Here is a 25,055-nt window from a genome sequence, read left to right on the forward strand (position 1 = left end):
CCCGCCAGGCCACTTTGGACACGAAGAAGGGCTCCCACCTGGACGGTGAGAGCCCCCGAAACCCTTGTCGGCCAAGGGATCGATACTCAGATGACCCAACGGTCTCCCCAAGGGCGCCCCGCGCCCGACGGAGACTTCACCCGTCGAGCGCCCTCTTTCGGGCCGAAGGCTCAAGGAAACGTGATGAAGGGGCGCCCTCCGCTCTCAACCTGAGTTGGAAGCGGAACGACGCCCCTTCGGCACGTTTCCTTCAGCGCTCGATAAAAACTACTGCCGTGCGCGCTGCTTGATCCTCGATGTCAGTTCCTGCACCTGGTCGTAGATGCGCCGTCGTTCGGCCATCTCCTTGCGGATCTTCTTGTCCGCGTGCATGACGGTCGTGTGGTCGCGGCCGCCGAAGGTCTGCCCGATCTTCGGCAGGGACATGTCGGTGAGTTCGCGGCAGAGGTACATCGCGATCTGGCGCGCGGTCGCGAGCGCCTTCGTCTTGCCGGGGCCGCAGAGGTCGTCGAGTGTCACGTCGAAGAACTCGGACGTGACGCCCATGATGGTCGGCGCGGTGATCTCCGGCGCGTGCGAATCCGGGATGAGGTCCCGGAGCACGATTTCGGCGAGTGCGACGTCGACGGGTTGCTGGTTCAGCGACGCGAAGGCGGTGACGCGGATGAGCGCGCCTTCGAGTTCCCGGATGTTCGCCTCGACGCGTGAAGCGATGAACTCCAGGACCTCGCCGGGAACCGCGAGCCGGTCCTGCGCCGCCTTCTTGCGAAGGATCGCGATCCGGGTTTCGAGTTCCGGCGGCTGGATGTCGGTGATGAGGCCCCACTCGAACCGCGTGCGCAGCCGGTCTTCCAGCGTTTCGAGGCGCTTCGGCGGGCGGTCGGAGGAGACGACGATCTGCTTGTTCGCGTTGTGGAGGGTGTTGAAGGTGTGGAAGAACTCTTCCTGCGTACCTTCTTTGCCTTCCAGGAACTGGATGTCGTCGACGAGCAGGATGTCGATGTCGCGGTAGCGGCGCTGGAAGGCGACCTTGCGGTCGTCGCGCAGCGAGTTGATGAAGTCGTTGGTGAACTCTTCGGTCGACACGTACCGCACGCGCATGCCGGGGAACAGCCGCTGGGCGTAGTGCCCGACCGCGTGCAGCAGGTGGGTCTTCCCGAGTCCGGACTCTCCCCAGATGAACAACGGGTTGTACGCACGCGCGGGCGCCTCGGCGACGGCGACCGCGGCCGCGTGCGCGAAGCGGTTCGACGCGCCGATGACGAAGGTGTCGAACGTGTACTTCTCGTTTAGCTTCGTCTTCGACGTCTGCGGCTGTGCGGGCGCGGTGTACGGCTGACCCGCGATCGGCTGTCCGGAGAACGTCGGCCAGATCTCGGTCACGGCGGCGAGAGCCTCGCCCTCTTCGTCGACTTCTTCATCGCTGTCATCGCCATCGTTGAGGCTGTTGTCCACCGGCTGCTGCCTCGGCGGCCTCGGCTTCGGAGGCTCGGGCCGGGGCCTGGTCGGAGACAGCATGCCGTCGCCTTCGGGCAATGGAGGAGGACCCGGCACCGGACCGGAACCGTTTTCCACCCGGCTGGGTGACGTCGGTTCGTAGCGGGGACCGGGCGAGGGCGGCGGCGGAGGCATCGAAGGCTCGGTGCTGTCGACCTTCACCGCGAGGGAGACCGCGCGGCCGAGCCGGCGCGAGAGGGCTTCGGTGATGGCGCCGCGGAGGGCGCGCTCGATCGCTTCCTTGGCGAAGTCGCTGGGTGCGGCGAGGAGCGCGGTGCCGTCGAGCAGGCCGATCGGCCGGGTCACCCGCATCCAGGCGCGCTGCTGCGGGGAGAGGGTGCCGTCCGACAGCTCGCGCACGACCTGTTCCCAGATGACGCCAAGATTGTGCTGGTGATCGGACACCTGCCTGACTCCCCTCCCCTCATCGGTGCGCTGCGGCGATATCGCTCAGCGGCCCGAAACGCCGGGTCGAGCGTCATCCTGGCCCGATCGGCTCATGCGCACAGCAAATATCCACATAGTTGTCCACAGCTGTGCACTAATGTACGGCGGCCCGCGGTGACGTCACCTGCGGGCTCGACGTAGGCCGACGGGATGCCTCCACATCCGGTGAGGACACCCGGGCGCCTGCACCGTTCCACCTCGGCGTAAACCCGGGAGGGGCACGCTAACAAGCCCCGCTCGTTGCCACAAGGCATCCTCGCGCGCAAGCATTTCACGGTGTACGGCGTGTTGCCATTCGATGCCCTCGCGTCGTCGGTGATCACTCTCCCCGTACCGTCGCGGTGCGTGGTCGAGGGGGTGCCTGCCGGGCTCGAGCGGTGGGTGCGTACCCTCGTAAGGTCTCCCGTATACAGCGGGGGCGTTTCGCGTGCCCACGTTGTCGTCGCTCGACGTGACGAGGCCACACGTTGGTAGGAGACACCAGAGACTGCCGTGCGTCAGCACGACACGCCAGGAACGGGTCGAACCGTTCCCGGCGGCCGAGAAACAGGAGAAGTTAGTCGTGAGCAAGGGTAAGCGCACCTTCCAGCCGAACAACCGCCGACGCGCCCGGGTCCACGGGTTCCGGCTTCGGATGCGGACCCGCGCCGGCCGGGCCATCCTGGCGGCTCGCCGTCGCAAGGGCCGCGGCGCACTGTCCGCCTGATCCGGCCGCCGTCGAGGGACGTCGTGCTGCCGGCCGCCGCGAGGTTGCGGCGCAGTGAGGATTTCCGTGCCGTGATGCGGCGTGGGGCCAAGGCAGGCAGGCGCCGCCTCGTCGTCCATGCGTTGACCACGGACCCGCCCGATGCCGCCGAAGCGGCCCGGGCGGGTTTTGTGGTGAGCAAGGCCGTGGGGAACTCGGTGGTCCGCCACCGCGTCACCCGCCGATTGAGGCATCTCGTTTCCGCCAGGCTCGGAACACTGCCGCCGGGAAGCTCGTTGGTGATACGGGCACTACCACCGGCCGCGGACGCGTCCAGCGCGGAACTCGGTTCGGACCTCGACGCGTCGTTGCGGCGTCTCGGGCTGTCCGGGAAGTCCCGCCAGACGCGACCACCCGACAACGGATCAGCGGTGTAACGGCATGCGAGCCACCGAGAACGAGACCACCGAAGACGCCCGGCCCGGCCCGGTGGCATGGGTGCTGCTCCTGCCCATCAAGCTGTACCGCAAGGCGATCTCCCCCTTCTTTCCTCCGGCGTGCCGGTTCTACCCGAGCTGTAGCGCGTACGCCGTCGAGGCACTGACCCGGCACGGCGCCGGCCGCGGTGGCTATCTCGCGGTCCGGCGTCTGCTGCGCTGTGGCCCGTGGACCATGCCCGGGCGCGACCCGGTACCCGAGACGTTCTCGTGGCGCCACCGCCGACCTGAAACACCGATCGAGGAGTAGCTCAGTGCTCGACTTCATCTACTACCCCGTGTCCTTCATCTTGTGGTGTTGGCACAAGGTCTTCGGGCTCGTGTTCGGTGAGGCGAACGCGATCTCCTGGGTCCTCGCGATCATCTTCCTGACGGTCACCGTCCGCGGCATCATGTTCAAGCCGTTCGTGAACCAGGTCCGGTCGATGAAGAAGATGCAGGACTTCGCGCCGGAAATGAAGAAGATCCAGAAGAAGTACTCCAACGACCGGCAGCGCCAGGCGATGGAGATGCAGAAGCTCCAGAAGGAGCACGGCGTCAACCCGCTGGGCAGTTGCCTGCCGATGCTGCTTCAGATCCCGGTCTTCATCGGTCTGAACCACGTCCTGCGGATGTTCACCATCAACCCGTACGGCGGGCCGAAGACCGAGAACTACTTCTTCGATCAGGCCGGCGTCGAGTCCTACGTTCACGCGAAGCTGTTCGGCGTCAACCTCGGCGACGCGATCTACACCGGCGTCGACATGGTCAGCGGCGGGAACACGGCCGCCGGTTTCCACTGGGGCGTCGCTCCGGTCGCGATCCCGCTGATGATCGTCGCGAGTATCGCGACGCACCTCACCGCGCGGCACTCGGTCCAGCGCCAGAACCCCGAGTCGGCCACTCCGCAGACCGCGATGATGAACAAGCTGACGATGTACGTCTTCCCGATCGGTGTCCTCGTCTTCGGTGCGCTGTTCCCGATCGGTCTGCTCATCTACTGGCTCGCCAACAACGGCTGGACCCTGATGCAGCAGCGCCTCGTCTACACGAAGATCGACAAGGAAGAAGAGGCCCGCAAGGCGGCCGAGAAGGAGAAGCGCGCGAACCTCGGCCCGAAGCCCGGCCAGAAGCCGACCGCGCCGCGCCCCGGCCAGAAGCCGGTCCAGCAGAAGAGGAACAAGCAGTCCTCCGGCGGTCAGGTCAAGAAGGCGGGCTCGCCGCACGGCTTCGCCCAGACCGACTCCTCCGCCACGGAGAAGAAGGACACCACAGACGGAACAGCCGAGTCGTCGACGAACGGCTCGAAGGAGAACGGTGCGGACGTGCCCGGTCTCATCTCGGACTCGACTAAGAAATCGGGCCGGAAGCGTCGCTGACGCCGATCCGGGCCGGAGAGGAGACCAGTAATGGCGGAGACGATCGACACGATCGACGCCGAGGAGAACAGCGCGGCCGACGTTGAGGCCGCCGCTGAAGAGACCGCTCGCAAGGGAGGTGTCGACGACGACGTCCTCGTGAAGGAGGGCGACATCGCCGGCGACTACCTCGAGCGGCTGCTCGACCTTTTGGACTACGACGGCGACATCGACCTCGATGTCGAAGCGGGCCGCGCGATCGTCAGCATCGACGGCGGCGAAGATCTGGAGAAGCTCGTCGGCCCCCGCGGCACCGTCCTCGAGGCGCTGCAGGAGCTGACGCGACTGGCGGTGCAGCAGGAGACCGGTTCGCGGAGCCGTCTGATGCTGGACATCGCGGGCTGGCGCGCGGACCGTCGCGAGGAGCTCCGCGAGCTCGGTCGTTCGACCGCCGAGACGGTGGTCTCCTCCGGCGAGCGTGTGCGGTTGCAGCCGATGAGCCCGTTCGAGCGGAAGGTCGTGCACGACGCGGTCGCCGCGGTCGACGGGGTCAAGAGCGAGAGCGAAGGCGAGGACCCGAAGCGCCGGGTCGTCATCTTCCCCGCCTGACGGTTACTCGAACGAAGCGGCCCGCCGGTCTTCCGGCGGGCCGCTTCGTTGTTGCCGGGGTGAATTACACGCGTGGCGTTTCACGTGAAACGCGCGTGGGCGAGTGGAGTTGTCCACAACTTCGGACTGTCTCCCCGCTTTGCGGTCGGCGTCATGGACAATCAGTGGAGCGCGTTTCACGTGAAACGGCGTCGAGGGTTGAGGAGCGAGAGTGGGCTTGGACGGGGTCGCCGCATCGGTACGGAGCGCGGCGTCTGAAGTATTCGGAGACCGCGTCGAGCAAGCCGTCGGCTACGTCGAACTCCTGGAGCGGTACGGTGTCGAGCGCGGGCTCATCGGGCCCCGGGAGCTCGACCGGCTGTGGGAGCGCCACGTCCTCAACTCCGCCGTGATCGGCGAGCGGATCCCTGACGGCGCCCGCGTGGTCGACGTCGGGTCGGGCGCGGGGCTTCCGGGTGTACCGCTCGCGATCAGCCGGCCGGACCTCGATATCGTTCTGCTCGAACCGATGGCCCGCCGGGTCGACTGGCTGGCCGAGGTTGCCGAGAAGCTGGAACTCCCCATCACCGTTGTCCGCGGGCGCGCGGAGGAGCGGCAGGTACGTGAGGAGCTCGGTGACGCGGATGTCGTCACCGCCCGGGCGGTCGCTCCGTTGGCCCGGCTCGCGAACTGGTGTCTCCCGCTCGTGCGCTCCCAAGGTGCTCTGGTCGCCCTCAAAGGAGCGAGCGCTGGAGAGGAAATCGAACGCGATCGCGCCGCCGTCCGGAAGGCAGGCGGCGGTGAGCCGGAAGTCTTCGAGTGCGGCACCAAGGTGCTTGAGGTCCCCAGCACGGTCGTCGTGATCCATCGTCTGCCCCCGAAACCGTCTCGATCGCGCAGGCGTAGCTAGACCGGTTCCACGTGAAACAACGCAGAACGACTCCCACGTCTAATACAGAGGAGGCTCGAGACCGGTGACTCCCCCGCCGTCCGACCCTGCGAGCGCCGGCCAGGAACTCGGCTGGACGCCCATCGCCGAAGAAGCCGTCCGCGCCGCCAGCGTGCTGCACCCCAAGGAGGGTGCGCTCCCCCGGCCGAATCGCCGGCGGGTGCTGACGGTCGCCAACCAGAAGGGCGGCGTCGGCAAGACGACGAGCACGGTGAACCTCGCCGCCGCCCTGGCCGTCCACGGGCTCAAGACGCTCGTGATCGACCTCGACCCCCAGGGCAACGCGAGCACCGCGCTCGACATCGACCACCGATCCGGCACGCCGTCGATCTACGAGGTGCTGATCGGTGAGGTGTCGCTCGCCGAGGCGGCGGCCCAGAGCGAGCAGTCGCCCAACCTCTACTGCGTGCCCGCGACCATCGATCTCGCCGGTGCCGAGATCGAACTCGTCTCCATGGCGTCTCGTGAGATGCGGCTCAAGGAGGCGCTGTCGTCCGAGATCCTCGATGAGATCGGCGTCGACTACGTCTTCATCGACTGCCCGCCGTCGCTCGGCCTGCTGACCGTCAACGCGATGGTCGCCGCGCAGGAGGTGCTGATCCCGATCCAGTGCGAGTACTACGCGCTCGAAGGTCTGGGGCAGTTGCTGAGCAACATCGAGCTCGTCCAGGCGCACCTGAACCGCGAGCTGAGTGTCTCCACGATCCTGCTCACCATGTACGACGGCCGGACGAAGCTGGCCGATCAGGTGACGAACGAGGTCCGAAACCACTTCGGGGACACTGTGCTCAAGACGGTGATCCCCCGCAGTGTGAAGGTCTCCGAGGCCCCCGGATACGGGCAGACGGTCCTCGCGTACGACCCCGGTTCCCGGGGCGCGATGAGCTACGTGGACGCGGCCAAGGAGATCGCACAACGTGGGGTGGAGATGAAGGAAAGGAGCGGTACGGCATGAGCGAGCGCAGAGGGGGGCTCGGGCGCGGGCTCGCCGCCCTGATCCCCACCGGCCCGCCGCCGGGTTCGGCGGCCCCGGCCGAGAACGGCTCCCCCGTCCCGTCCGCGCCCGCGAGCAAGCCGGCCGGGCCGGACGACAAGGGCTGGTTCGCGGCCAACGGCGCGGCCGGTTCGCACGGTGGCGCGGTCGCCGGCGCGGTCTACCGCGAGGTGCCGGTCAGCCAGATCAAGCCGAACCCGAAGCAGCCGCGGCAGGTCTTCGACGAGGACGCGCTCAACGAGCTGGAGCACTCGATCCGCGAGTTCGGGCTCATGCAGCCCATCGTGGTCCGGGAGCTCGGCACCGACGAGTACGAACTCGTCATGGGCGAGCGGCGTCTGCGTGCCTCCCAGTTGGCGGAGCTGGAGGCGATCCCGGCGATCGTCCGCCAGACCGCCGACGAGGCGATGCTGCGCGACGCGCTGCTCGAGAACATCCACCGCGTCCAGCTGAACCCGCTCGAAGAGGCGGCCGCGTATCAGCAGTTGCTCGACGAGTTCGCGGTCACGCACGAGGAGCTGGCGGGCCGGATCGGGCGCAGCCGACCGGTCATCACCAACACGATCCGCTTGCTCAAACTCCCTCTCGCGGTCCAGCGACGAGTCGCGGCCGGGGTGCTTTCGGCGGGCCACGCGCGGGCGCTGCTCTCCCTCGAAGACGCCGACAGTCAGGAAGAGCTGGCGGCGCGGATCGTCGCGGAAGGCATGTCGGTCCGGGCGACCGAGGAAGCCGTCACGCTCAAGAAAAGCGAAAAGCCGGCCAAGCCGAAGCCCGCTCCCCGCAAGCCGATCCAGGCTCCCGGTCTCCAGGAGCTGGCGAACCGGCTCTCCGACCGGTTCGACACTCGCGTGAAGGTCGACTTGGGTCGCCGCAAAGGGCGGATCACCCTCGAATTCGGGTCCGTTGACGATCTTGAACGCATCGTGGCGCTGATGGATCAAAATCAGGCAAATCAGACACGCGAAACCGATTAGGGATCACACCGGGCCGTTTTGTCACGGTGACGATAGCTAGGCGTCGTACGAGCGGTAACACTGAGTGCTTGAACTGGGGGCAGGTATGAAGGGGCTCTTCGGCGGCCGAAATCCCCGCGCGGTCGTCTTCGACTGCGACGGATTGCTCATGGACACCGAGCCGTGTTGGTCGGTCGCCGAGACCGAACTGTTCGCGCGGCGCGGGCTCCCGTTCGGAGCGGACGAGAAGGCGTTGGTGATCGGTAAGTCGCTCCCGGCCGCCGCCGACGCGATGGCGGCGGCGTTCGGCGAACCGGATGCCGGCGCCGAGATCGCGGACGAGTTGCTGAGGTTGGTGACCGAGGTTGTCACCGCGAAAGCGGAGGCGATGCCCGGCTCGCGTGAATTGGTCGAACTGACCGCCGCGGCCGTACCGGTCGCCGTCGCGAGCAACTCGCCCCGGGCGCTCCTGGACGCCGCACTCGTTCGCGGCGACCTGGCCGGAATGTTTCCCGTGAAACTGGCCGCCGACGAGGTGACCGCGCCGAAGCCGGATCCAGAGATGTACTTGACCGCTTGTGCTCTGTTGAACGTCGAGCCTGCCGACGCGCTGGCGTTCGAGGACTCCGAAACCGGCCTTCGGTCGGCGCGAGCGGCCGGCGTGCCCGTCATCGGGGTACCGACGTTGAAGCATCAGGACTTCCCCGCAGATGTCGTGATCGGCTCGCTGCGCGATGAAGAGCTGCTGTCCTGGGTACGCGGATGGTCCCGGCGATGACCGGCCTTCCCTTCGTCCGGGCGCCTCACCGTCGAGCAGGAAGCGTCGTCGTGGCCCGGAAATAGACAAGGGGACTTGCCCATAGTGGGCAAGTCCCCCTTCGTCGAGCCGGTTCAGCTCTTGCGGGAAATCGCCCGTCCGACGAGACCGGCGAAGACCGATCCGAGGGTGGCGCCGGAAGCCTCGATCGCCACCGGGACGATCGACGTCTCGGTCAGGCCCGGCGACAGATTCACCGCGAGGAAGTAGACCGTGCCGTCTTCGGCGACGACGGCGTCGGTGCGGGAGATGTCGCGCAGCCCGAGTTGCCGGTGCACGGCGACGGCCAGTTCGCCGACCGCCTTGGCGGCGTCGTCGGGGATCCGCGCGGGGGTGAAGAAGTCGGTCAGCCCGGCGGTGTAGCGGGCGGTGTAGTCGTACACGCCGCTCTCCGGCACGATCTCGACCGCGGGCAGGGCTTCGGGTCCTTCTTCGCCTTCGATGACCGTCACGGCCACCTCGACGCCGGATACGAACTTCTCGGCGAGAACGGTGTCGCCGTAAGCGAAGCAGCCGACCATCGCGCCGGGCATCTCGGCGGCGTCCTTGACGACCTGGGCGCCCAGCGCCGAACCGCCCTGGTCCGGCTTGAGGATCATGGGCAGGCCCAGCGTTTCGACCATCGAGTCGAGCACGGCCTGCGCGCCGAGTTCGCGGAAGGTGCTGTGCGGCAGCACGACCCAGTCCGGCGTGGTGAAGCCCGCGTCGGCTACGAGTGCCTTGGCAGTCGGCTTGTCCCACGCGCGGCGGCAGCCCCGCGAGCTGGTGCCCACGTAAGGCACGTCGAGCATCTCCAGCACCGTCTGAACCGCGCCGTTCTCCCCTTCACCACCATGAAGGGCGACAATGGCCGCGTCGGGACGCTGGGTGCGAAGACGTTCGAGCAGGCCCGCGTCGGTGTCCCACTCCTCGACGATGAGACCTTCCGCCCGCAACGCGACCGAGAGCCGGCGTCCGGAGCGGAGAGAGACATCGCGTTCGTGGGAAAGTCCGCCTGCGAGTACGGCAACGGTGCGGTCGACCACCGAAACTCCTTTGTGCTTGGGGACGTCCGGCCGATCAGACCGTGTCCGGAGAGGGGTTCTGCGGCCCCGAGATCGAGCGTGGGCTCGCGTTGCCGAAGGTACGCGCAAGGTCCATTTCGGACTCGAGCACCGCGGCGAGCCGCCGGACGCCTTCGCGGATCCGCTCGGGCGTGGGGTAACAGTAGGAAAGTCGAAGTTGTCTGCTGCCGAAACCGTCGGCGTAGAAACCGGTTCCGGAGGCGTACGCGACGCGGGCCGTGACGGCTCGCGGCAGCATCGCCTTCGTGTCCACACCTTCGGGTACGGTCATCCAGACGTAGAAACCGCCATCGGGTTTGGTCCAGCTGCAGCCGGCGGGCATGTGCTGATCGAGCGCGGACAGGATCGCGTCCCGGCGCTCCCGGTAGTTCTCGCGGAAGGTCTTGATCTGACCCATCCAGTCGTGCGTCGCGAGGTATCGCGACACGATCAACTGGTTAAGCGTCGGCGGGCAAAGCGTCGCGGACTCGGCCGCGAGCACGAGTTTCTCCCGGACGGCGTGCGGCGCGAGCACCCAGCCGACCCGTAGGCCGGAAGCGAACGTCTTCGAGAAAGAGCCCAGGTAAACGACGTTGTCGGGGTCGATCGAGCGGAGCGCGGGGTACGTCTGCCCGCTGAAGCCGAGCAGCCCATACGGGTTGTCCTCGACGATGAGGATGTCGTTCTCCCGGCAGATCTCCACGATCTCCGCGCGCCGCTCGACGGCCAGCGTGACGCCGCCGGGGTTGTGGAAGTTGGGGATCGTGTAGAGGAACTTGACCCGGCGGCCCGCTTTCCGCGTCTCCGCGAGCGCGGCGCGGAGCCCCTCGGGGACGAGGCCGTGGTCGTCCATCGCGACGTGGACGACGTCCGCCTGGTACGCGGCGAACGAGCCGAGCGCGCCGACGTACGACGGGCCCTCGGCGATGATGACGTCACCCGGATCGCAGAACAGCCGGGTGACCATGTCGAGCCCCATCTGGGAGCCGACCGTCACGACGACGTCGTCCGGGTGGGCCTTGATGCCTTCGAGGGCCATGATTTCGCAGATCTGCTCACGCAGCGACGGGATGCCGTGCGCGGAGCCGTACTGGAGCGCGACCAGGCCTTCCTGGGCGATGAGCTCGCCGACCTGCGCGGACAGCGTGTCCAGCGGGAGCGCGGCGAGGTTCGGCATCCCGCCGGCGAGCGACACCACTTCGGGGCGACTGGCCACCGCGAACAACGCCCTGATCTCGGAAGCAGTCATCCCGGCCGTACGCGCGGCGTAGCGGTCGAGATGAGGGTCGAGGTTGTGTCGGCCGGGCTCCGGCCGGACAGGGCGATTCTCGGTCATCAGGCGCTTCACCCGTGCTTCGAAGTGGACATAGTCGCTACCGACTGGTAGTTCCATCGAGTGTAACCACCCTCCCTTGAGGGGCCCTGGCCTTCCGGTGTTCATCACATCGGCCTATCCTCGGTCTGGACCCCTTCGGTGAGCCCTGCTCGGGACAAGGCTGCGTCGGGTGATCTTCATTCAGGGAGGTTTGTCTGTGTCGCGTCGCGTCGTGGGCGTAACCCTGGACAACCTCGAACACCTGCCCAAGAGCTGTCGCCGCTGCGTGTACTGGGAGCTGGCGCCGCATATGAAGGCGCAGGCCGAGGAATACGGCGCGACCGAGGTCGAAAAGGAAGCCTGGGTCTCCAGCGTGCTGCTGGAGTGGGGTTCCTGCGGCCGCATCGTCTACAGCGACACCCTGCCCGTCGGCTTCGTGCTCTACGCGCCGCCGAACGCCGTGCCGCGCTCGCTGGCCTTCCCGACTTCGCCTCCTGGCCCCGACGCCGTCCTGCTGACCGCCTTCCAGGTGCTTCCCGAATTCCAGGGTGGTGGGCTCGGCCGGATGCTGGTGCAGGCCGTCGCGAAGGATCTCACCAAACGCGGTGTCCGCGCGATCGAGGCCTTCGGGGACGCCAAGCCCGACGAGACCGATCCGGACGGCGGGCACAGTTGCGTGCTGCCCGCCGCGTTCCTGCAGAGCGTCGGATTCAAGACCGTGCGCCCGCACCCGCGGTGGCCGCGGCTGCGGCTGGAACTGCGTTCGGCGATCTCGTGGAAGGAAGACGTGGAGGCGGCCCTCGAACGGCTGCTCGGCCAGGTCTCCATCACGACGGCCGAGCCGAGCATGGGCCGCGCCTGACCTTCCGCGCCGCCCTTCATCGCCCGCTTTAGCAGAGTTTTCGAGCGCGCGCAGCGACCATCCCCCGGCCTGGGGACAGCTGTGGGTAACCCGCCGAGTTATCCACAGATCGCTGATAGGAGCGGTGGAAAATCTGTGGATGGGTAGGCTGGACCTGGGGACGCCCCCCGGGAAGGGCGGGGGCTGCGCGCCGGGTGGAGCTAGGGATGGCGTGCCCGGGCGAGGGGGCACACAACCGGTTGTGCCGAGGGCTTCGGCAGAGGGATGTGCGCCCGCGTGCGGGTGTGGAGGACTGGCTACTCCGCTTTGGCGAGTTCGTGGGCCAGGACGTCCGCGAAGGTGAACGTGCCGGTCGGCTGGTCCCCTTCGCCGAGGAGGTACAGGCGCTTCACGGCGACCAGGATGCCTTCGGCGACGACGTCGCGGAAAGCCGGGTCCGCCAGTTTGCGGCTGTCTTCCGGGTTGGTCAGGTAACCGATCTCGATCCGCACCGCCGGACAGCGCGTGCGGGTGAAGATCTCCCAGGTCTTGTAGTGCGTGCGGCAGTCGAGCATGCCGGTGCGGGCGGCCAGCTCGCGCTGGATGAAGCCCGCCAGCAGCTCACCGACGGTCGACGTGGTGCCGTTGCCGGTGCCGAAGTGGAAGCTCGCGACCCCCTGCGCCTTGGGCGAGGGGTTCTTGTCGTTGTGCAGCGAAAGGAACAGGTCCGCGCCCGCCTCGTTCGCGAACTTCGCCCGCTCACCCTCCGTCGGGCTCTGGTTCGGGCCGCGCGAGATCAGGGCCTCCATGCCCGTGGCCTGCATCCGGCCTTCGAGCCGCCGGGCCAGATCCCAGGCGATGTCCGCTTCACGCAGACCGCCCGCGACGACCCCGAGGTCATCGCCGCCGTGGCCCGGGTCGATCACGATGCGCTTGCCGCGCAGCCGGGGGCCCGCCTGCCGCACCTGCTCCTGCTCGCGCAGGAAAACGGGGCGGCCGCCGCGGGCGCGCGGCGAAGAGAGCCGGTGCAGCTCACGGATGGTGGCCGGGCCGCACATACCGTCGGCGACCAGGCGCATGTCGCGCTGGAAGGTCTTGAGCGCGCGTTCGGTCTGGGGACCGAAGTGCCCGTCGGGGCGCCCGGCGTCGAAACCGAGCTCGGTCAGCCGCTCCTGGAGCGCGAAGACGTCGTCACCCTGCATGGGGGCGGAGAACATGTAGGTCAGCGGCCGGCTGCCGAGATGGAAGCCGGCGCCGCGAAGCGCCTGATAGGTCGCCGGACCCACCAGACCGTCGGTGATGAGCCCACGGCGCTGCTGGAACGCCCGCACGGCATGTTCCATCGCCGTGTCGAAGACCTCGTACTCCCCGGATTCGGTCACCGGCGGGAGCAGCTCCATCGCCGCCAGCGTGGACCTGATCTCGGCGACGTCCGGTCCGGCGTCACCGCGGCGGAGTACCCGCATGCACTCCTCGCTCTTCCCTTTGGGCACCGATCGAACTCGATGCACGACTGTGAAAATCCTGCGGGGCGAACCCCGGTGCTCTATTGTGCCCTGTGAACTCTCGGTGAGCGCGGAGGCCCGGTCGGTGCGTCAAGTCCCCGTTCGTGGAACCCGTCCAGGCGTCGCCGTAACGGTGAGATGTACCCAATCCCCGGGACGACGAAACCCGGAGCCTGGGCAGGCCCCGGGTTTCGGCTGGTGAAACGCGAGATCAGAGGACGTCGGCGAGATCCGACAGCAGCGCGGCCTTCGGCTTGGCGCCGACGATCTGCTTCACCGGCTTGCCGCCCTGGAACAGGATCAGCGTCGGGATCGACATCACCTGGTAGTCACGCGCAGTGTTCGGGTTGGCGTCGATGTCGAGCTTCGCGACGGTCAGCTTCTCACCGTTCTCCGCCGCGATCTCTTCGAGCACCGGGGCGACCATCTTGCACGGACCGCACCAGGTCGCCCAGAAGTCGACCAGGACGGGCTTCTCGCTCGTCAGCACGTCGTCGACGAAGCTCTTGTCGGTCACCGTCACGGTGTTGGCCATGGTGTCTCCTTCTGGATGGTGAAACTCCGGTGTGGGAAAAGTCAGTTGGTGGTGGCGCCGTAGCCGCCACCGACCAGCTCAGGGGTCTCCTGGGCGGCCTCGACACCGGCGTGCTCCGCCAGCCATCGTTCCGCGTCGATCGCCGCGGCGCAGCCCGAGCCCGCGGCGGTGATCGCCTGCCGGTATGTGCGGTCGACCAGGTCGCCCGCGGCGAAAACGCCGGGAAGGTTCGTGTACGAGGTGCGGCCCTTGGTGAGCACGTAGCCGTCCTCGTCCAAGTCCACCTGACCGCGCACCAGCTCGCTGCGCGGGTCGTGACCGATCGCGACGAAGAACCCGGTCACGTCCAGCTTGGACTCCTCGCCGGTGACCGTGTCCTTGAGCTTCAGGCCCTCGACCTTGCCCTCACCCTCGACCTCGGTGATCTGCTTGTTGAGCGCCCACTTGATCTTCTCGTTCTCGCGGGCGCGCTCCAGCATGATCTTGGAGGCGCGGAACTCCTCGCGGCGGTGGACGATCGTCACGGACTTGGCGAACTTCGTCAGGAAGGTCGCCTCCTCCATCGCCGAGTCGCCGCCGCCGGCGACCACGATGTCGTGGTCACGGAAGAAGAAACCGTCGCAGGTGGCGCAGGCGGAAACACCGCGGCCGAGCAGTTCCTGCTCGCCGGGCACGTTCAGGTAGCGGGCCGCGGCGCCCATCGAGAGCACGACCGCGCGGGCCGCGTAGCGCTTGCCGTTCGCGAAGACGTACTTGACGTCACCGGTCAGCTCGACGGACTCGACGTCCTCCTGGCGCAGGTCGGCGCCGAAACGCTTGGCCTGCTCCCGCATCTCTTCCATGAGGTCGGGACCCTGGATGCCTTCGCGGAAGCCGGGGAAGTTCTCGACCTCCGTCGTCGTCATCAGCGCACCGCCGAACTGGGTGCCCTCGAACACCAGTGGTTCGAGCTGCGCCCGTGCCGCGTAGACAGCGGCGGTGTATCCCGCAGGACCCGACCCCACAATGATCAGGTTCCTGATCTCCTCGGCAGCCACCCGTGACCTCCGCTCGTAGTGACCTGTTCACCAGGCTCAACACGATCGTAGGGGCCGGTGTTCCCGTGGTGACCGGCGCTACTTTCTCCCCCCTTGCGCCGAGGCGGAGATCCGACCTCTAGCGCCGCTAGGAAAGCTAGCGCGGTAGCAAAGGTCCCTCGCTCCCTCCGAAATGGGGCTGGTGGGGAGCGAGGGACCAGTGAGGTTTCGGTCGGTTACTTCTGTCCGATGATTTTGTCGAACAGGACCGCCGGGTTGCCAGGGCCGCAGTCGGCACCGAAAGCGACGATGCGGAACTGGGCCAGTTTGCCTGTGGTGTAGATCACCATCACGCCGTCCTTGCCCGCCACGTTCACCGGCCGGATGCCCTCCGGCCGTACGTCGGCGTCCATGCCGGCAGCGGCGACACAGGCGTCGAGGCGCTCTTCGGTCTTCAGAGAGCCGAAGTCGCGGACGCCGATCGCCTTGCCGACGAGGGCTTCGGCGCCACCGCCGTCTCCGCCGACCGAAGGCCCGGAAGGAGCCGACGGCGCGGGCTGCGCGATACCGCCCGAATCCGGCTCCCGCGTGGTCGGGACGACGATCGCCACGGCGGCGATGGCCGCCGCCGCCACGGTCGCTATCCCGGCGCCCCAGCCGATCCGCTTGTTCCGCCGCCGCCGTGCGGCCGCGAGGTCCACCACCGGGGCGACCTGCTCCTGCTGCCCTTCAGATGCGCCTTGAAACGCAGGCGACACCCGCATTTCGGCGGCCAGCGCGGCATCGATCCGGGCCGCGTACTCCGCCGGCATCGGTGCGACCGGCGCGTTCGCGAGGTCCGCGAGGTCGGCCGTGGTCGCTTCGAGTGCTTCGATGATCGCCAGTGCTTCGGGGTCGGCGTTCACCCGCGGCCACAGCTCGGCCGCTTCCCGCTCGTCCAGCACCCCTGCGTGCAGGTCGGCGAGCACATCGACAGACCACGGCGGACCGACGGTCCCACCGATCCCCCTGCTCTCGTCTGTCATCGTCCCTCCCCGTCACCCGGCGTGCCCTGAGGACGCCTGGCACCCCGTTGCGGGGTAGCGCGCTCTCGTTTGCTTTCGTGAGTTGGGACGTTCGCAATCGCATCGGGGTTCCGTAGATGTCCGAGAACCTTCGCGAGCTTTCCGCGACCTCGGGCACACCGGCTCTTGACCGTGCCCTCGGCGATGCCGAGCATCTTCGCCGTCTCGGCGACGGAGTATCCCTCGACGTCGACCAACACGATCGGGGCACGCTGCTCTTCGGGGAGCTGGTCGAGGGCTTCCTTGACGACCAGGCTCGTCTCGCGTTCCGACATCGAGTCACGCGGTGAAGCGGGCTCGTTGAACTGCCCGGTCTCGGGCAGCGGAACGGTCGGTCTGGCCTTGCCCCGCCGGATGCGGTCGAGGCACGCGTTCACGACGATCCGGTGCAACCACGTCGTGACCTGCGATTCGGCTCTGAAGTTGCCCGCTGCTCGGAACGCGGAGATGAACGCGTCCTGCAGGGCGTCCGCGGCTTCTTCCGGATCCCGCAAGGTGCGGAGGGCCACCGCCCACATGCGGTCTCGATGTCGCTGGACCAGTTCACTGAACGCGTGCGGGTCTCCAGCGGCATGCGCCGCTATGAGATCCGCGTCCGTGGGAGCTGCAGCTGTCACCCGGGAGAGCCTACTGACCCGGTGTCCGCCGTCACCCCGCAGGCAGGAAGGTCAGCTCTTTGAGTTCGGTGACGAACTTTCCGCTGTCGTCTTCACCCAGCTGAGTGATCCAGAGGATGAAGTACTGACCCTGCTGTGGCTGCTGCAACGCGATGGTCGATTCGCCCGCCGCGAGGTCCCCGGCCCCGACGACCTTCGTCTCGTCGAGCTTCGGGTTCTTCTTGTCGGCGGAGCGTATCTCGACCTTCGAACCGGGGCTCGCCGCGTCGATCTTGACCTGGGTGAGGTTGATCGGGTCCTTGAAGGTCACGACCAGCCCGACGCCGTCCTTGAGCACCGGGAACTGCTTGTCGTACTGGTCGGTCTTCCACGAGGTGACCGTGTCGCCGTCGGTGGCGTTCCTGGCCTTGCCGGGGCTGTCGCCCTTGCTGCCCGGGTTGAAGACGGCCACGGCCGACGGCTTCACCGCGGCACCCACGGCGGGGGACGGCTTCTGCTGGGCGGGCGGCGGCTGCTCGCCCGAGGGCGGCGCGGCCTGCGAAGAGGACGCGGCGACGTTGATCTTCGGACCGCTGGACTTCGACTCGCCCTGGAACAGGTTGATCAGCATCATCCCGCCCCACGCGAGAATGACCACGGTCGCGACGACCAGCACGGTCACCCCGAACGCCAGCTTCTTGCGGCGCGCGACGTCCTTGACCGGCTTCTTCGTCGTCCAGACCGTGCCGTCCGATTCGGCCACGGCTTCTTCCTCGCCGACGGCCTTGATCAGCTGGGTGCGCTCTTCGGCTTCGGCGACCTGGTCCAGCACGCGCAGGATGGCGGCGCTGGTGCGGATGCCGCCATGGCCGCCGTCCTCGATGGTGCGGACGGCGAGCGAGGACAGCTCGACCGGCACCGTCGGGACCAGCGAACGCGGCGGGATCACGCGGCCGGTCGGCGCGTGCGGCGCCGCCGGGATCGCGGCCGGGCCGCCGGGAAGGGCCCAACGGCCGGTCAGCAGCAGATACAGGACGGCGCCGAGTGCCTTGACGTCGTCACGAAGGGTCGCTTCGGGCAACGGGCCGGGGAAGGCGAGCTTCAGCGCGCCGTCCGGCGTGAGCCGGAGACGCTGCGGGTGGTCGAGGCCGAGGACGAGGCCGTTCTGGTGGGCGTGGTCGACGGCTTCCGCCAGCGCCTGCACCATCCGGGCCGCCGCGGCGGGCGCCACCGGGCGCTGCGCCACCAGGTCGACCAGGTCGCTGCCCTTGGTCCATTCCGCTACGACGACACCGAGCAGACCTTCGCTCGAGGTGACGCCGCTGCCGAGACTGAGCACGTCGAGAACCCGCGCGACTCCGCCGTGACCGAACTTCGAGGCATGCGCGGCACGCTCCAGCGTCCGGCGCGCGAGCCGGGCGGCTTCCGCGTCCGCGGGGTCGCCGACCAGCAGCGTCAGCGCCACGTCCCGCTTCAGCTGCCCGTCGCGGGCACGCCAAAGATGCGCGGCGGCCCGCTCGTCCACCCCGAACTGTGCGAGCAGGCGATACCGGCCGTCACCGACGACCCGGCCAGGGGCCAGTGACCCGCCTTGGGCCCGAATGCCCATCTGGCCGGCCTCCCCTGCCTGTTCGCTCCGTCTCGTATCCACCGCACTCTCCCGCGTAGCTCCCGCCTCGAGAGTACCCAGAATACGACCCGTGAACGCGCGCCATCCGTACGTGAATCGTTATCCGCGCTTGATCAACCGGGTGATCCTCGCCGTGGCGGGCTTCAATTCCTCGACCTTCAAGGCCATGAGCACGCCGAACGACACCATGATCCCGACCACTGTCTGCAGCAGAAGTTTCGCCCAGGCCTGGAAAGTAGGCCCGAACGAGTCAGGGACGATCTGCCCGGCGAGCCAGGCCGCGCCGACCCCGAGCACACTCGCGACGACCGTGAAGAGGATCACCCCGAGAACCCGCTTGCTCCGGAGGTTTCCGAGGGTCACCCACAGCCAGACCTGGCCGAGGATCGCGCCGACGACGAACGTGAGGCCGTTGACCATCATCACGCCGAGCACGATGTTGTCCGGCGACAGGAGCACAGGGCACAGGTACAGCAGCGGCACCTTGACCACGGTCATCACGATCATGATCAGCACCGGCGTCCGCGCGTCCTTCATCGCGTAGAACACCCGCATCTGCAGCATGACCAGCGCGTACGGCAGCAGGGCGAACGCACTGATCGCCAGCGCCTCGCCCATCCGGGACGCGGCCTCGACCGTTCCCTTGCCCAAGGTGAACAGGGCGATACCGACCGATCCACCCACGACGGTCATGACGGCGGAAATCGGGAGGAGCGTCACCGTCGAGATGCGCGAGGCGTAGGAGAGGTCGCCGATCAGCTTCTTGTGATCGCCGTCGGCCGCGGCGCGGCTCATCCTCGGCATGATCGCGGTCAGCAGGGACACCCCGATGACGCCGTACGGCAGCTGGAAGAGCAGCCACGCGTTGCTGTACGCGGTCACCCCACCCTGCGATCCACTGGTCAGGACCCGGGTCGTGATCGTGTACCCGATCTGGCTGACCGCGACGTAGCCGACGGTCCACAAGGCCAGCCCGCCGAACTCCTTCATGCGCTTGTCGATGCCCCAGCGCCATTTGAACTTGAACCCCGACCTCAGCAGCGGCGGGATCAGCAGCACCGACTGCGCCACGATGCCCGAGGTCACGCCGATGCCCAGCGTCAACAGCTTCGGGTCGGTGATGGACACCGGATCGGTCGAGATGTTCCCCGGCATGATCCACACCACGAGGATGGTGAAGATGACGACGAGGTTGTTGATCACCGGCGCCCACGCCGTCGGGCCGAAGATGTTCTTCGCGTTCAGCACCGCCGAGAGCAGCGCGAACAGGCCGTAGAAGAAGATCTGCGGCAGCAGCAGGTACGCGAACGCGGTGACCAGGTCGGGATTCGCCTGTCCCTTGTCGTCGACGTAGAGCTTGGTGATCAACGGCGCCGCGAAGACGGCGATCGTCGTTCCGAGGACGAGCAGCGTGCCCGCCACCGTGACCAGCCGCTGGGTGTAGGCCTCGCCGCCGTCCTTGTCGTCCTGCGACCGCACGAGCAGCGGGACCACGAGGCTGGACAGCACCCCGCCCATCAGCAGCTCGAAGATGATGTTCGGCATGGTGTTGGCGACGTTGAACGAGTCGTTTTCCACCTGAGCGCCGATGGCCGCGACCAGCAACAGCTTCCAGGCGAAGCCGGTGATGCGGCTGATCAGCGAGGCGATCGCCATCCGGCCGCTCGACTTCGCGATCGACGGTGCCTTCGCCGGAGCGGCGACGTCCTGTTCGCCCGTCTCCCCCGGCCGCGGTTTGACCAGCGGCGCGTCCTTGATCGCCGGCATGACCTGCGTGGCGAGCTGGTCGTACGGGCGGAGGACGTCGGGGTCGGCGACCGGCCAGCGCGATCCCATCGGGACGCCGGGGGTGCGCGGGATGAACCGCGTCGCGTCGGGTTCGTCGCGCCGGTCGACCTGCCATGGGCGGACCGGTGGCGGCTGGCGGCGCCCGCGATGAGGCGGCGGCGGCGTCTGGTGAAGCGCCTGAGGCGGCTGGGCCGGAGGTGCCGCCGGACGCCGCGGGGGCGGATTCTGGGACGGCTGCGGCAGCGGCGGGCCCTGCGGCGGCGGAACCGGCTGGCGACGGGTCGGCGGCGGCGGAGGCGTCCCCTGGGCAGGGGGCACCTTCCGCGGCGGTGCCTGGTTCGGCGGCGGCGGTGGGGTCTGCGGTGGCCTCAGCCGCCGTGTCTCGTCGTCGGGACGGCCTGCCACCCGCTGGCGGCGGCCGTCGACCGGCGGTGGGGGCGGCGGCGTGGCCCGCCGCGGCCGCTCACCGCGTTCGGGCGGGGGCTGCTGCGGTGGCGGCTGACGACGCTCCGGACGGCGTGCGGGTCCATCGGTGCGGCGGGGCGGGGGCGGAGTACCTTCGCGCCGGGGACGGCCTGCACGCTCGGGCGGTACACCCGGCTCTCTTTCCAACGCGTGCCCAATCCTCGGTGCTCGGCTACGTGATGCCCGGCGGCATCGTTCGACCCAGGGTAATCGGCAACGCCCGGAAACACTTAAACCTGTGCGTCCTCGGTCACACGCGGGGTGGTTTCGTTCGCCCGATCGGCTCGCGAGTCCTTGATCCTCCGGTAGATCCGCCGGGACGACAGGAGCAGCAGCGCACCGGCTGCGGTCACGGTGATGATGATGGTGATCGCGCCGTACTCCGTGGACGTCAGCTCGAACCGCGCGGCCGACCCGAGCGGCGTCCCGTCGGGCGTGGTCAGCGAGACGTCGACGCTGAACCGGCCCGCCCGCAGTGCCTCGACCGGGAGCAGCCGGTTACGGGCGCTGTTGGCCGGGACCATCTGAGCCTGCAACTGGGTGTCGTCGGTCGGGCGCAGGCCCACGTTGTTCTTCAGGGCGACCTGGACGGCGACGCCGACCGGCAGGTTGTTCGTGATGAACACCGGCAGTGGCGCCGCGCCGGAAGCCAGCGCGATCGTCTGCTTCGGCCGCTCGACGGTGACCTGGCTGCGGATCGCCTCCAGATCGCCGCGGGCGTTGCCGGTGACGGTCGCGGCGTCCGCGCCGCGCCACGACGTCGACGCGGCCCGGATGAGGGCGAGGCGGACCGGGGCGACCACGTCGGCCGGCCGCACCCGTTTGGTGGCGTCCATCGTCATCGCGGACGACAGGCCCAGCGTCTCGTTGTCGAGCTGGGACATCTTCGCGGTGACGTCGCCGCTGGTCGAGGCCGTCAGATCCTGCGGGTCGTAGTTGACCGACGCCGTCCCGGACGGGCTTTCGCCGAGCAACTCGGGCAGCGGCGCCGACTTGAGGAGACCGGCGGTGTAGAAGTCGCCCATCCGCTCCAGGAACGTGGTGAGTTCGGTGCCGGTCGCGGCCCACTGCCGCGGCGGCGCGATCAGCAGGCGCGAGCGTTCCGGCCCCTCGTTCTGCCCGCCGAGGCCGGCACGGAAGGCGATGGCGCCGAGCCCGTTCTGGGTGGACCCCGAACCGTTCAGGGCGGACGAGACCAGCGCGTCGATCGGCTGCGCGCGCAGCTCCGTGCCCTCGATCGACACCCCGCTCGAAAGCGGCGTGCGGGACTGGAGCTTGCCGGAATCGGTCAGCACGGTCTTGACGCCCGCCTTGCCGATCGCTTCGACGGTCTGCGAGTCGAGGGCGCCGCCGGGCCAGAGCACGCCGTCCTGCGGCTGGATGCCGAGCAGGTTCTTGATCGTCCCCGCGCCGCCGAGCGCGGTGGTCATGAGCGCGGTGTCGGTGGCGTCGCCGGCGCGGACCTTCGTCAGCGCGGTGAGGTCGGCGTCGGCGAACGGGAGGGTGACCACGCAGCGGCCCGCGACCAGCGCCTTCAGCCTGCCGAGCCAGTTCTTCGCGGTCTCGACGCCCTTGCCGGGAGCTCCGCCGGCGACCTGGTAGCCGCGGGTCATCGCGTCGACGGTCGCTACCAGGTCGGGGTCGATGGCCAGGCACAACGACGACGAGACCTTCGTGTCGGCCTCGGCCGCGCGAGCCGCCTCGACCAGTGAATCCAGCCGTCCGCCGGGGGCCAGTTCGTCCGCCAGCCGCTCGTCCGCCAGGGTCAGCGGGCCGCCCAGGGGGGCTGAGACGACGTGCACGGCGCTGTTGGCGATGGGCCACAGCAGGCTGGTCGACGGCGCCGAAGACATTGCCGGGGGCCGTGACGGTGGCTTTCCGGGGACCCCGAGCACCGGCATCAGCAGGGTGACCGCCGCCAGCCGTTCCGGGCCGCCGAAATCCGGGGTGCCGTTGACGTTGACCAGCAGCGGGTACACGCCGGGCCTCGGGAACTGCAGCTTGGCGGCTTGACCGAGCGGGACCGCCAGGTCCAGCGCGGCGCTCTGGCCGGGCTCCAGCACGTCCGGTTCGAGATCGACGAACTCCGTCGCCGCGAGATCCTTGAACTTGTCACCGGCGAGGACGTCACCGATCTGCTGCTCGTTCTGCAGCCGTGTGCCCAGCTGCAGCCGGACGCCCAGCTTGCTGATCCGCCGGTCGCCGATGTTGGTGACGCGGCCGGTCACGGTGAGCGAAGCCGACGTCGAGGTGATCACGCGGGGGTTGAGCTGATCGAGGTCCACGCGCAGCCGGGGCTGTTCCTGGGCCTGCGCGACCGCGACGGGCAACGCGCTGAAGGCCAGGAACAGGATCGACAGGACAGTGGCGGCAAGCCGCTTCACTCAGGTGCTCCCTCGGCGGTGTGCTGTTGCTGCGCGAAGAGTTCTTTGGCCTTCCGGACCAGCTTGCGCTCGTCGGAGTAGGCGAGTTTGGTCTCCAGGTCGGCGAGCGGCACCCAGGCGACCTCGGTCACCTCGACATCCTCGTCCGAAAGTTCGCCGCCGGTGGATTCCAGGATGAAATGGTGCACCGTCTTGTGCACCCGCCGTCGTTCGGCCACGAACCAGTAGTCGATGGTGCCGAGGGGCCGCAGGACCTGCGCGGAGATGCCGGTCTCCTCCTTCACCTCGCGCACAGCCGTCTGCTCCACCGTCTCACCGTCCTCGATGTGGCCCTTCGGCAGCGACCACAGCAGTCTGCCGTGCCGGTCGAGCCGCCCGATCAGCGCGGCGTTCGCCCGTTCGGCGTCGACGACGAGTCCACCGGCCGAGGTTTCGTCGACCGTGGTCAGCCGCCTTCCCCGCCTGCGCCTCCGCCGGCGGCCCGGCTTCGAAGCGCCGGAGCGCCCGGCTGATCCAGACATGCTGCGATGCTAGAGCAAACGGCGGTACGGGTACGCTGGCTCTCCGTGCCCGTGTTGGGCCGGGCCGTAGTAAGTACATCCAAATCGTGGTGGGATTGTCGTGAACAAGGTGGTCGCCGGGCAGGCGATTGCGGGGAAGAGCACTGCGATGCAGAACGCCGTGACCGAGCTGATGCGCATCTCCCCGTTGGCGGACGAGCTCGCGAAGCTCTTCGCGAAGGCGGGGTACAGCCTGTACCTGGTCGGCGGCAGCGTCCGGGACATGATGCTCCGCCGGCTGTCGAACGACCTCGACTTCACCACCGACGCGCGGCCGGACCAGGTGCTCAAGATCGTCAGCGCCTGGGGCGACGCGGTGTGGGACGTCGGTATCGCGTTCGGCACCGTCGGCGTGACCAAACAGGGCATGACCCTGGAGATCACCACGTTCCGCGCCGACAGCTACGACCGCGTCGGCCGCAACCCCGAGGTCACCTTCGGCGACAGCATCGAGGGAGATCTGCTCCGCCGCGACTTCACGGTCAACGCGATGGCGATCGACCTCGCGAACAAGACCTTCGTCGACCCGCACGACGGGCTCCAGGCGCTGCAGGACAAGGTGCTCGACACCCCCGCGACCCCGCAGGAGTCCTTCGCCGACGATCCGCTGCGCATGCTGAGGGCCGCGCGGTTCTCCGCGCAGCTCGGGTTCACCGCGGCGCCGCGGGTGGTCGACGCGATGTCGTCGATGGCCGAGGAGATCGACCGGATCACCGCCGAGCGCGTGCAGGCCGAGCTGTCGAAGCTGCTGCTGGCGGACGACCCCAGGCCCGGGATCGAGCTGCTGGTCGACACCCGCCTCGCCGACCGCGTGCTGCCCGAGGTGCCAGGGATGCGGCTGGCGATCGACGAGCACCACCAGCACAAGGACGTCTACCAGCACTCGCTGACCGTGCTCGCGCAGGCGATCGACCTGGAGAAGTCGCACGAACCCACGTCGGAGCCGGACTTGATCCTGCGGCTCGCGGCGCTCCTCCACGACGTCGGCAAGCCCGCGACGCGCGAGTTCCAGCCCGGTGGCGGCGTGAGCTTCCACCACCACGAGGTCGTCGGCGCGAAGATGGCGCGCAAGCGTTTGCGCGCACTGAAGTTCTCGAAGGAGATCGTCCAGGACGTCAGCCAGCTCGTGTTCCTGCACCTGCGGTTCCACGGCTACGGCAAGGGCGAGTGGACCGATTCGGCGGTGCGGCGCTACGTCACGGACGCCGGCGACCTGCTGCCCCGGCTGCACAAGCTGGTGCGGGCCGACTGCACCACGCGCAACCGGAAGAAGGCGGCCGCGCTGCAGGCGACCTACGACGACCTCGAGCGGCGGATCGAAGCGATCCAGGCGCAGGAGGACCTCGACAAGGTCCGCCCGGACCTCAACGGCGAAGAGATCATGCGGATCCTCGACCTCAAGCCGGGGCCCGACGTCGGCAAGGCGTGGAAGCACCTGAAGGAACTGCGGCTCGACCGCGGTCCGCTGGAGCACGACGAAGCGGTGGCCGAGCTGAAGAAGTGGGCCGCCGAGAACGGTATCGGCGGCTGAACCGGGCGAAGACGCCCG

At 68.4% G+C, this 25,055-nt stretch carries 23 protein-coding genes; 11 read left to right on the forward strand and 12 right to left on the reverse strand.

Annotated elements, in window-relative coordinates; all coding sequences use genetic code 11:
• Positions 1-267: 267 nt before the first annotated feature.
• The gene (gene dnaA, locus CVV72_RS29160; RefSeq protein WP_034321912.1) at positions 268-1,902 is read right to left on the reverse strand and encodes a chromosomal replication initiator protein DnaA; all 1,635 of its coding nucleotides are present in this window, start codon (positions 1,900-1,902) and stop codon (positions 268-270) included.
• Between the two features lie 604 nt (positions 1,903-2,506).
• Here dnaA and rpmH point away from each other — a divergent pair.
• The 9 genes from rpmH (at position 2,507) to CVV72_RS29205 (ending at position 8,725) form a co-directional block, all read left to right on the forward strand.
• Entirely contained in the window at positions 2,507-2,650 is a 144-nt protein-coding gene (rpmH, locus tag CVV72_RS29165; protein WP_005154511.1) for a 50S ribosomal protein L34, read from the forward strand.
• A gap of 23 nt (positions 2,651-2,673) precedes the next feature.
• Positions 2,674-3,066 (forward strand): ribonuclease P protein component, encoded by a 393-nt coding sequence (rnpA, locus tag CVV72_RS29170; RefSeq protein ID WP_126734759.1) that lies wholly within the window; start codon positions 2,674-2,676, stop codon positions 3,064-3,066.
• Positions 3,067-3,070: 4 nt separating this feature from the next.
• The gene (yidD, locus tag CVV72_RS29175; protein ID WP_219146851.1) at positions 3,071-3,376 is read left to right on the forward strand and encodes a membrane protein insertion efficiency factor YidD; all 306 of its coding nucleotides are present in this window, start codon (positions 3,071-3,073) and stop codon (positions 3,374-3,376) included.
• A gap of 4 nt (positions 3,377-3,380) precedes the next feature.
• Positions 3,381-4,484 carry a membrane protein insertase YidC gene (gene yidC, locus CVV72_RS29180; RefSeq protein WP_219146853.1) on the forward strand — a complete coding sequence of 368 codons (1,104 nt, stop codon included), beginning with the start codon at positions 3,381-3,383 and terminating at the stop codon, positions 4,482-4,484.
• A gap of 30 nt (positions 4,485-4,514) precedes the next feature.
• Positions 4,515-5,072 (forward strand): R3H domain-containing nucleic acid-binding protein, encoded by a 558-nt coding sequence (locus CVV72_RS29185; protein WP_125679346.1) that lies wholly within the window; start codon positions 4,515-4,517, stop codon positions 5,070-5,072.
• Positions 5,073-5,283: 211 nt separating this feature from the next.
• Entirely contained in the window at positions 5,284-5,961 is a 678-nt protein-coding gene (rsmG, locus tag CVV72_RS29190; protein WP_219146854.1) for a 16S rRNA (guanine(527)-N(7))-methyltransferase RsmG, read from the forward strand.
• Positions 5,962-6,025: 64 nt separating this feature from the next.
• Positions 6,026-6,955: a ParA family protein gene (locus CVV72_RS29195; RefSeq protein ID WP_016338354.1), complete on the forward strand. Its 930-nt coding sequence runs from the start codon at positions 6,026-6,028 to the stop codon at positions 6,953-6,955.
• Positions 6,952-7,968: a ParB/RepB/Spo0J family partition protein gene (locus tag CVV72_RS29200; protein ID WP_034321893.1), complete on the forward strand. Its 1,017-nt coding sequence runs from the start codon at positions 6,952-6,954 to the stop codon at positions 7,966-7,968. Before CVV72_RS29195 ends, CVV72_RS29200 begins: the two co-directional genes overlap by 4 nt.
• 85 nt (positions 7,969-8,053) lie before the next feature.
• Positions 8,054-8,725, forward strand: a complete 672-nt coding sequence (locus tag CVV72_RS29205) for an HAD family phosphatase (protein WP_219146855.1) — start codon at positions 8,054-8,056, stop codon at positions 8,723-8,725.
• A 113-nt stretch (positions 8,726-8,838) separates the two neighbouring features.
• Here the strand turns inward: CVV72_RS29205 and CVV72_RS29210 are convergent, their stop codons facing one another.
• Both CVV72_RS29210 and CVV72_RS29215 read right to left on the reverse strand, forming a co-directional pair.
• Positions 8,839-9,789 (reverse strand): D-alanine--D-alanine ligase, encoded by a 951-nt coding sequence (locus tag CVV72_RS29210; RefSeq protein WP_125679351.1) that lies wholly within the window; start codon positions 9,787-9,789, stop codon positions 8,839-8,841.
• A gap of 34 nt (positions 9,790-9,823) precedes the next feature.
• Positions 9,824-11,143 carry a PLP-dependent aminotransferase family protein gene (locus CVV72_RS29215; RefSeq protein ID WP_034322023.1) on the reverse strand — a complete coding sequence of 440 codons (1,320 nt, stop codon included), beginning with the start codon at positions 11,141-11,143 and terminating at the stop codon, positions 9,824-9,826.
• 196 nt (positions 11,144-11,339) lie between these two features.
• On the opposite strand from CVV72_RS29215, the gene CVV72_RS29220 reads away from it, so the two are divergent.
• A complete protein-coding gene (locus CVV72_RS29220; RefSeq protein ID WP_125679353.1) occupies positions 11,340-11,984 on the forward strand; it encodes an N-acetyltransferase in 645 nt (214 codons plus the stop codon).
• A 296-nt stretch (positions 11,985-12,280) separates the two neighbouring features.
• Here the strand turns inward: CVV72_RS29220 and CVV72_RS29225 are convergent, their stop codons facing one another.
• The 9 genes from CVV72_RS29225 to CVV72_RS29265 form a co-directional block, all read right to left on the reverse strand.
• Positions 12,281-13,429, reverse strand: coding sequence for an N-acetylmuramoyl-L-alanine amidase (locus CVV72_RS29225; protein WP_219146856.1), 1,149 nt, complete (start codon positions 13,427-13,429; stop codon positions 12,281-12,283).
• Between the two features lie 250 nt (positions 13,430-13,679).
• Positions 13,680-14,003: a thioredoxin gene (trxA, locus tag CVV72_RS29230; RefSeq protein ID WP_034321876.1), complete on the reverse strand. Its 324-nt coding sequence runs from the start codon at positions 14,001-14,003 to the stop codon at positions 13,680-13,682.
• Positions 14,004-14,044: 41 nt separating this feature from the next.
• Positions 14,045-15,040 (reverse strand): thioredoxin-disulfide reductase, encoded by a 996-nt coding sequence (gene trxB, locus CVV72_RS29235; protein ID WP_034321873.1) that lies wholly within the window; start codon positions 15,038-15,040, stop codon positions 14,045-14,047.
• Between the two features lie 215 nt (positions 15,041-15,255).
• Positions 15,256-16,044 carry a hypothetical protein gene (locus tag CVV72_RS29240; RefSeq protein ID WP_219146857.1) on the reverse strand — a complete coding sequence of 263 codons (789 nt, stop codon included), beginning with the start codon at positions 16,042-16,044 and terminating at the stop codon, positions 15,256-15,258.
• Positions 16,041-16,700, reverse strand: a complete 660-nt coding sequence (gene sigM / locus CVV72_RS29245; protein ID WP_037333997.1) for an RNA polymerase sigma factor SigM — start codon at positions 16,698-16,700, stop codon at positions 16,041-16,043. The genes CVV72_RS29240 and sigM overlap by 4 nt, the downstream gene beginning before the upstream one ends.
• 31 nt (positions 16,701-16,731) lie before the next feature.
• Positions 16,732-18,288 (reverse strand): protein kinase family protein, encoded by a 1,557-nt coding sequence (locus tag CVV72_RS29250; RefSeq protein WP_219146858.1) that lies wholly within the window; start codon positions 18,286-18,288, stop codon positions 16,732-16,734.
• A gap of 120 nt (positions 18,289-18,408) precedes the next feature.
• Entirely contained in the window at positions 18,409-20,145 is a 1,737-nt protein-coding gene (gene murJ / locus CVV72_RS29255) for a murein biosynthesis integral membrane protein MurJ (protein ID WP_255632804.1), read from the reverse strand.
• Between the two features lie 647 nt (positions 20,146-20,792).
• Positions 20,793-22,946 carry a DUF6049 family protein gene (locus tag CVV72_RS29260; RefSeq protein WP_219146859.1) on the reverse strand — a complete coding sequence of 718 codons (2,154 nt, stop codon included), beginning with the start codon at positions 22,944-22,946 and terminating at the stop codon, positions 20,793-20,795.
• Positions 22,943-23,467 (reverse strand): NUDIX hydrolase, encoded by a 525-nt coding sequence (locus tag CVV72_RS29265; RefSeq protein WP_125679360.1) that lies wholly within the window; start codon positions 23,465-23,467, stop codon positions 22,943-22,945. Before CVV72_RS29265 ends, CVV72_RS29260 begins: the two co-directional genes overlap by 4 nt.
• 148 nt (positions 23,468-23,615) lie before the next feature.
• Between CVV72_RS29265 and CVV72_RS29270 the strand changes: the two genes are divergently transcribed.
• Complete coding sequence (locus CVV72_RS29270) at positions 23,616-25,037, forward strand: CCA tRNA nucleotidyltransferase (protein ID WP_219146861.1); 1,422 nt, start codon at positions 23,616-23,618, stop codon at positions 25,035-25,037.
• Positions 25,038-25,055: the final 18 nt, after the last annotated feature.

This window comes from Amycolatopsis sp. TNS106 (genome assembly GCF_019330265.1).
In the GTDB taxonomy this organism is placed as follows: Bacteria; Actinomycetota; Actinomycetes; order Mycobacteriales; family Pseudonocardiaceae; genus Amycolatopsis; species Amycolatopsis lurida.

Coding starts and splice junctions, on each gene's coding strand:
- CVV72_RS29185 (WP_125679346.1), top strand. CDS start 4,515: ATGGCGGAGACGATCGACACGATCGACGCCGAGGAGAACAGCGCGGCC.
- CVV72_RS29265 (WP_125679360.1), bottom strand. CDS start 23,467: ATGTCTGGATCAGCCGGGCGCTCCGGCGCTTCGAAGCCGGGCCGCCGG.
- CVV72_RS29200 (WP_034321893.1), top strand. CDS start 6,952: ATGAGCGAGCGCAGAGGGGGGCTCGGGCGCGGGCTCGCCGCCCTGATC.
- yidD (WP_219146851.1), top strand. CDS start 3,071: ATGCGAGCCACCGAGAACGAGACCACCGAAGACGCCCGGCCCGGCCCG.
- CVV72_RS29205 (WP_219146855.1), top strand. CDS start 8,054: ATGAAGGGGCTCTTCGGCGGCCGAAATCCCCGCGCGGTCGTCTTCGAC.
- CVV72_RS29250 (WP_219146858.1), bottom strand. CDS start 18,288: ATGGGCATTCGGGCCCAAGGCGGGTCACTGGCCCCTGGCCGGGTCGTC.
- trxA (WP_034321876.1), bottom strand. CDS start 14,003: ATGGCCAACACCGTGACGGTGACCGACAAGAGCTTCGTCGACGACGTG.
- CVV72_RS29225 (WP_219146856.1), bottom strand. CDS start 13,429: ATGCGGGTACTCCGCCGCGGTGACGCCGGACCGGACGTCGCCGAGATC.
- murJ (WP_255632804.1), bottom strand. CDS start 20,145: ATGGGATCGCGCTGGCCGGTCGCCGACCCCGACGTCCTCCGCCCGTAC.
- CVV72_RS29240 (WP_219146857.1), bottom strand. CDS start 16,044: ATGACAGACGAGAGCAGGGGGATCGGTGGGACCGTCGGTCCGCCGTGG.
- CVV72_RS29270 (WP_219146861.1), top strand. CDS start 23,616: ATGCAGAACGCCGTGACCGAGCTGATGCGCATCTCCCCGTTGGCGGAC.
- CVV72_RS29215 (WP_034322023.1), bottom strand. CDS start 11,143: ATGACCGAGAATCGCCCTGTCCGGCCGGAGCCCGGCCGACACAACCTC.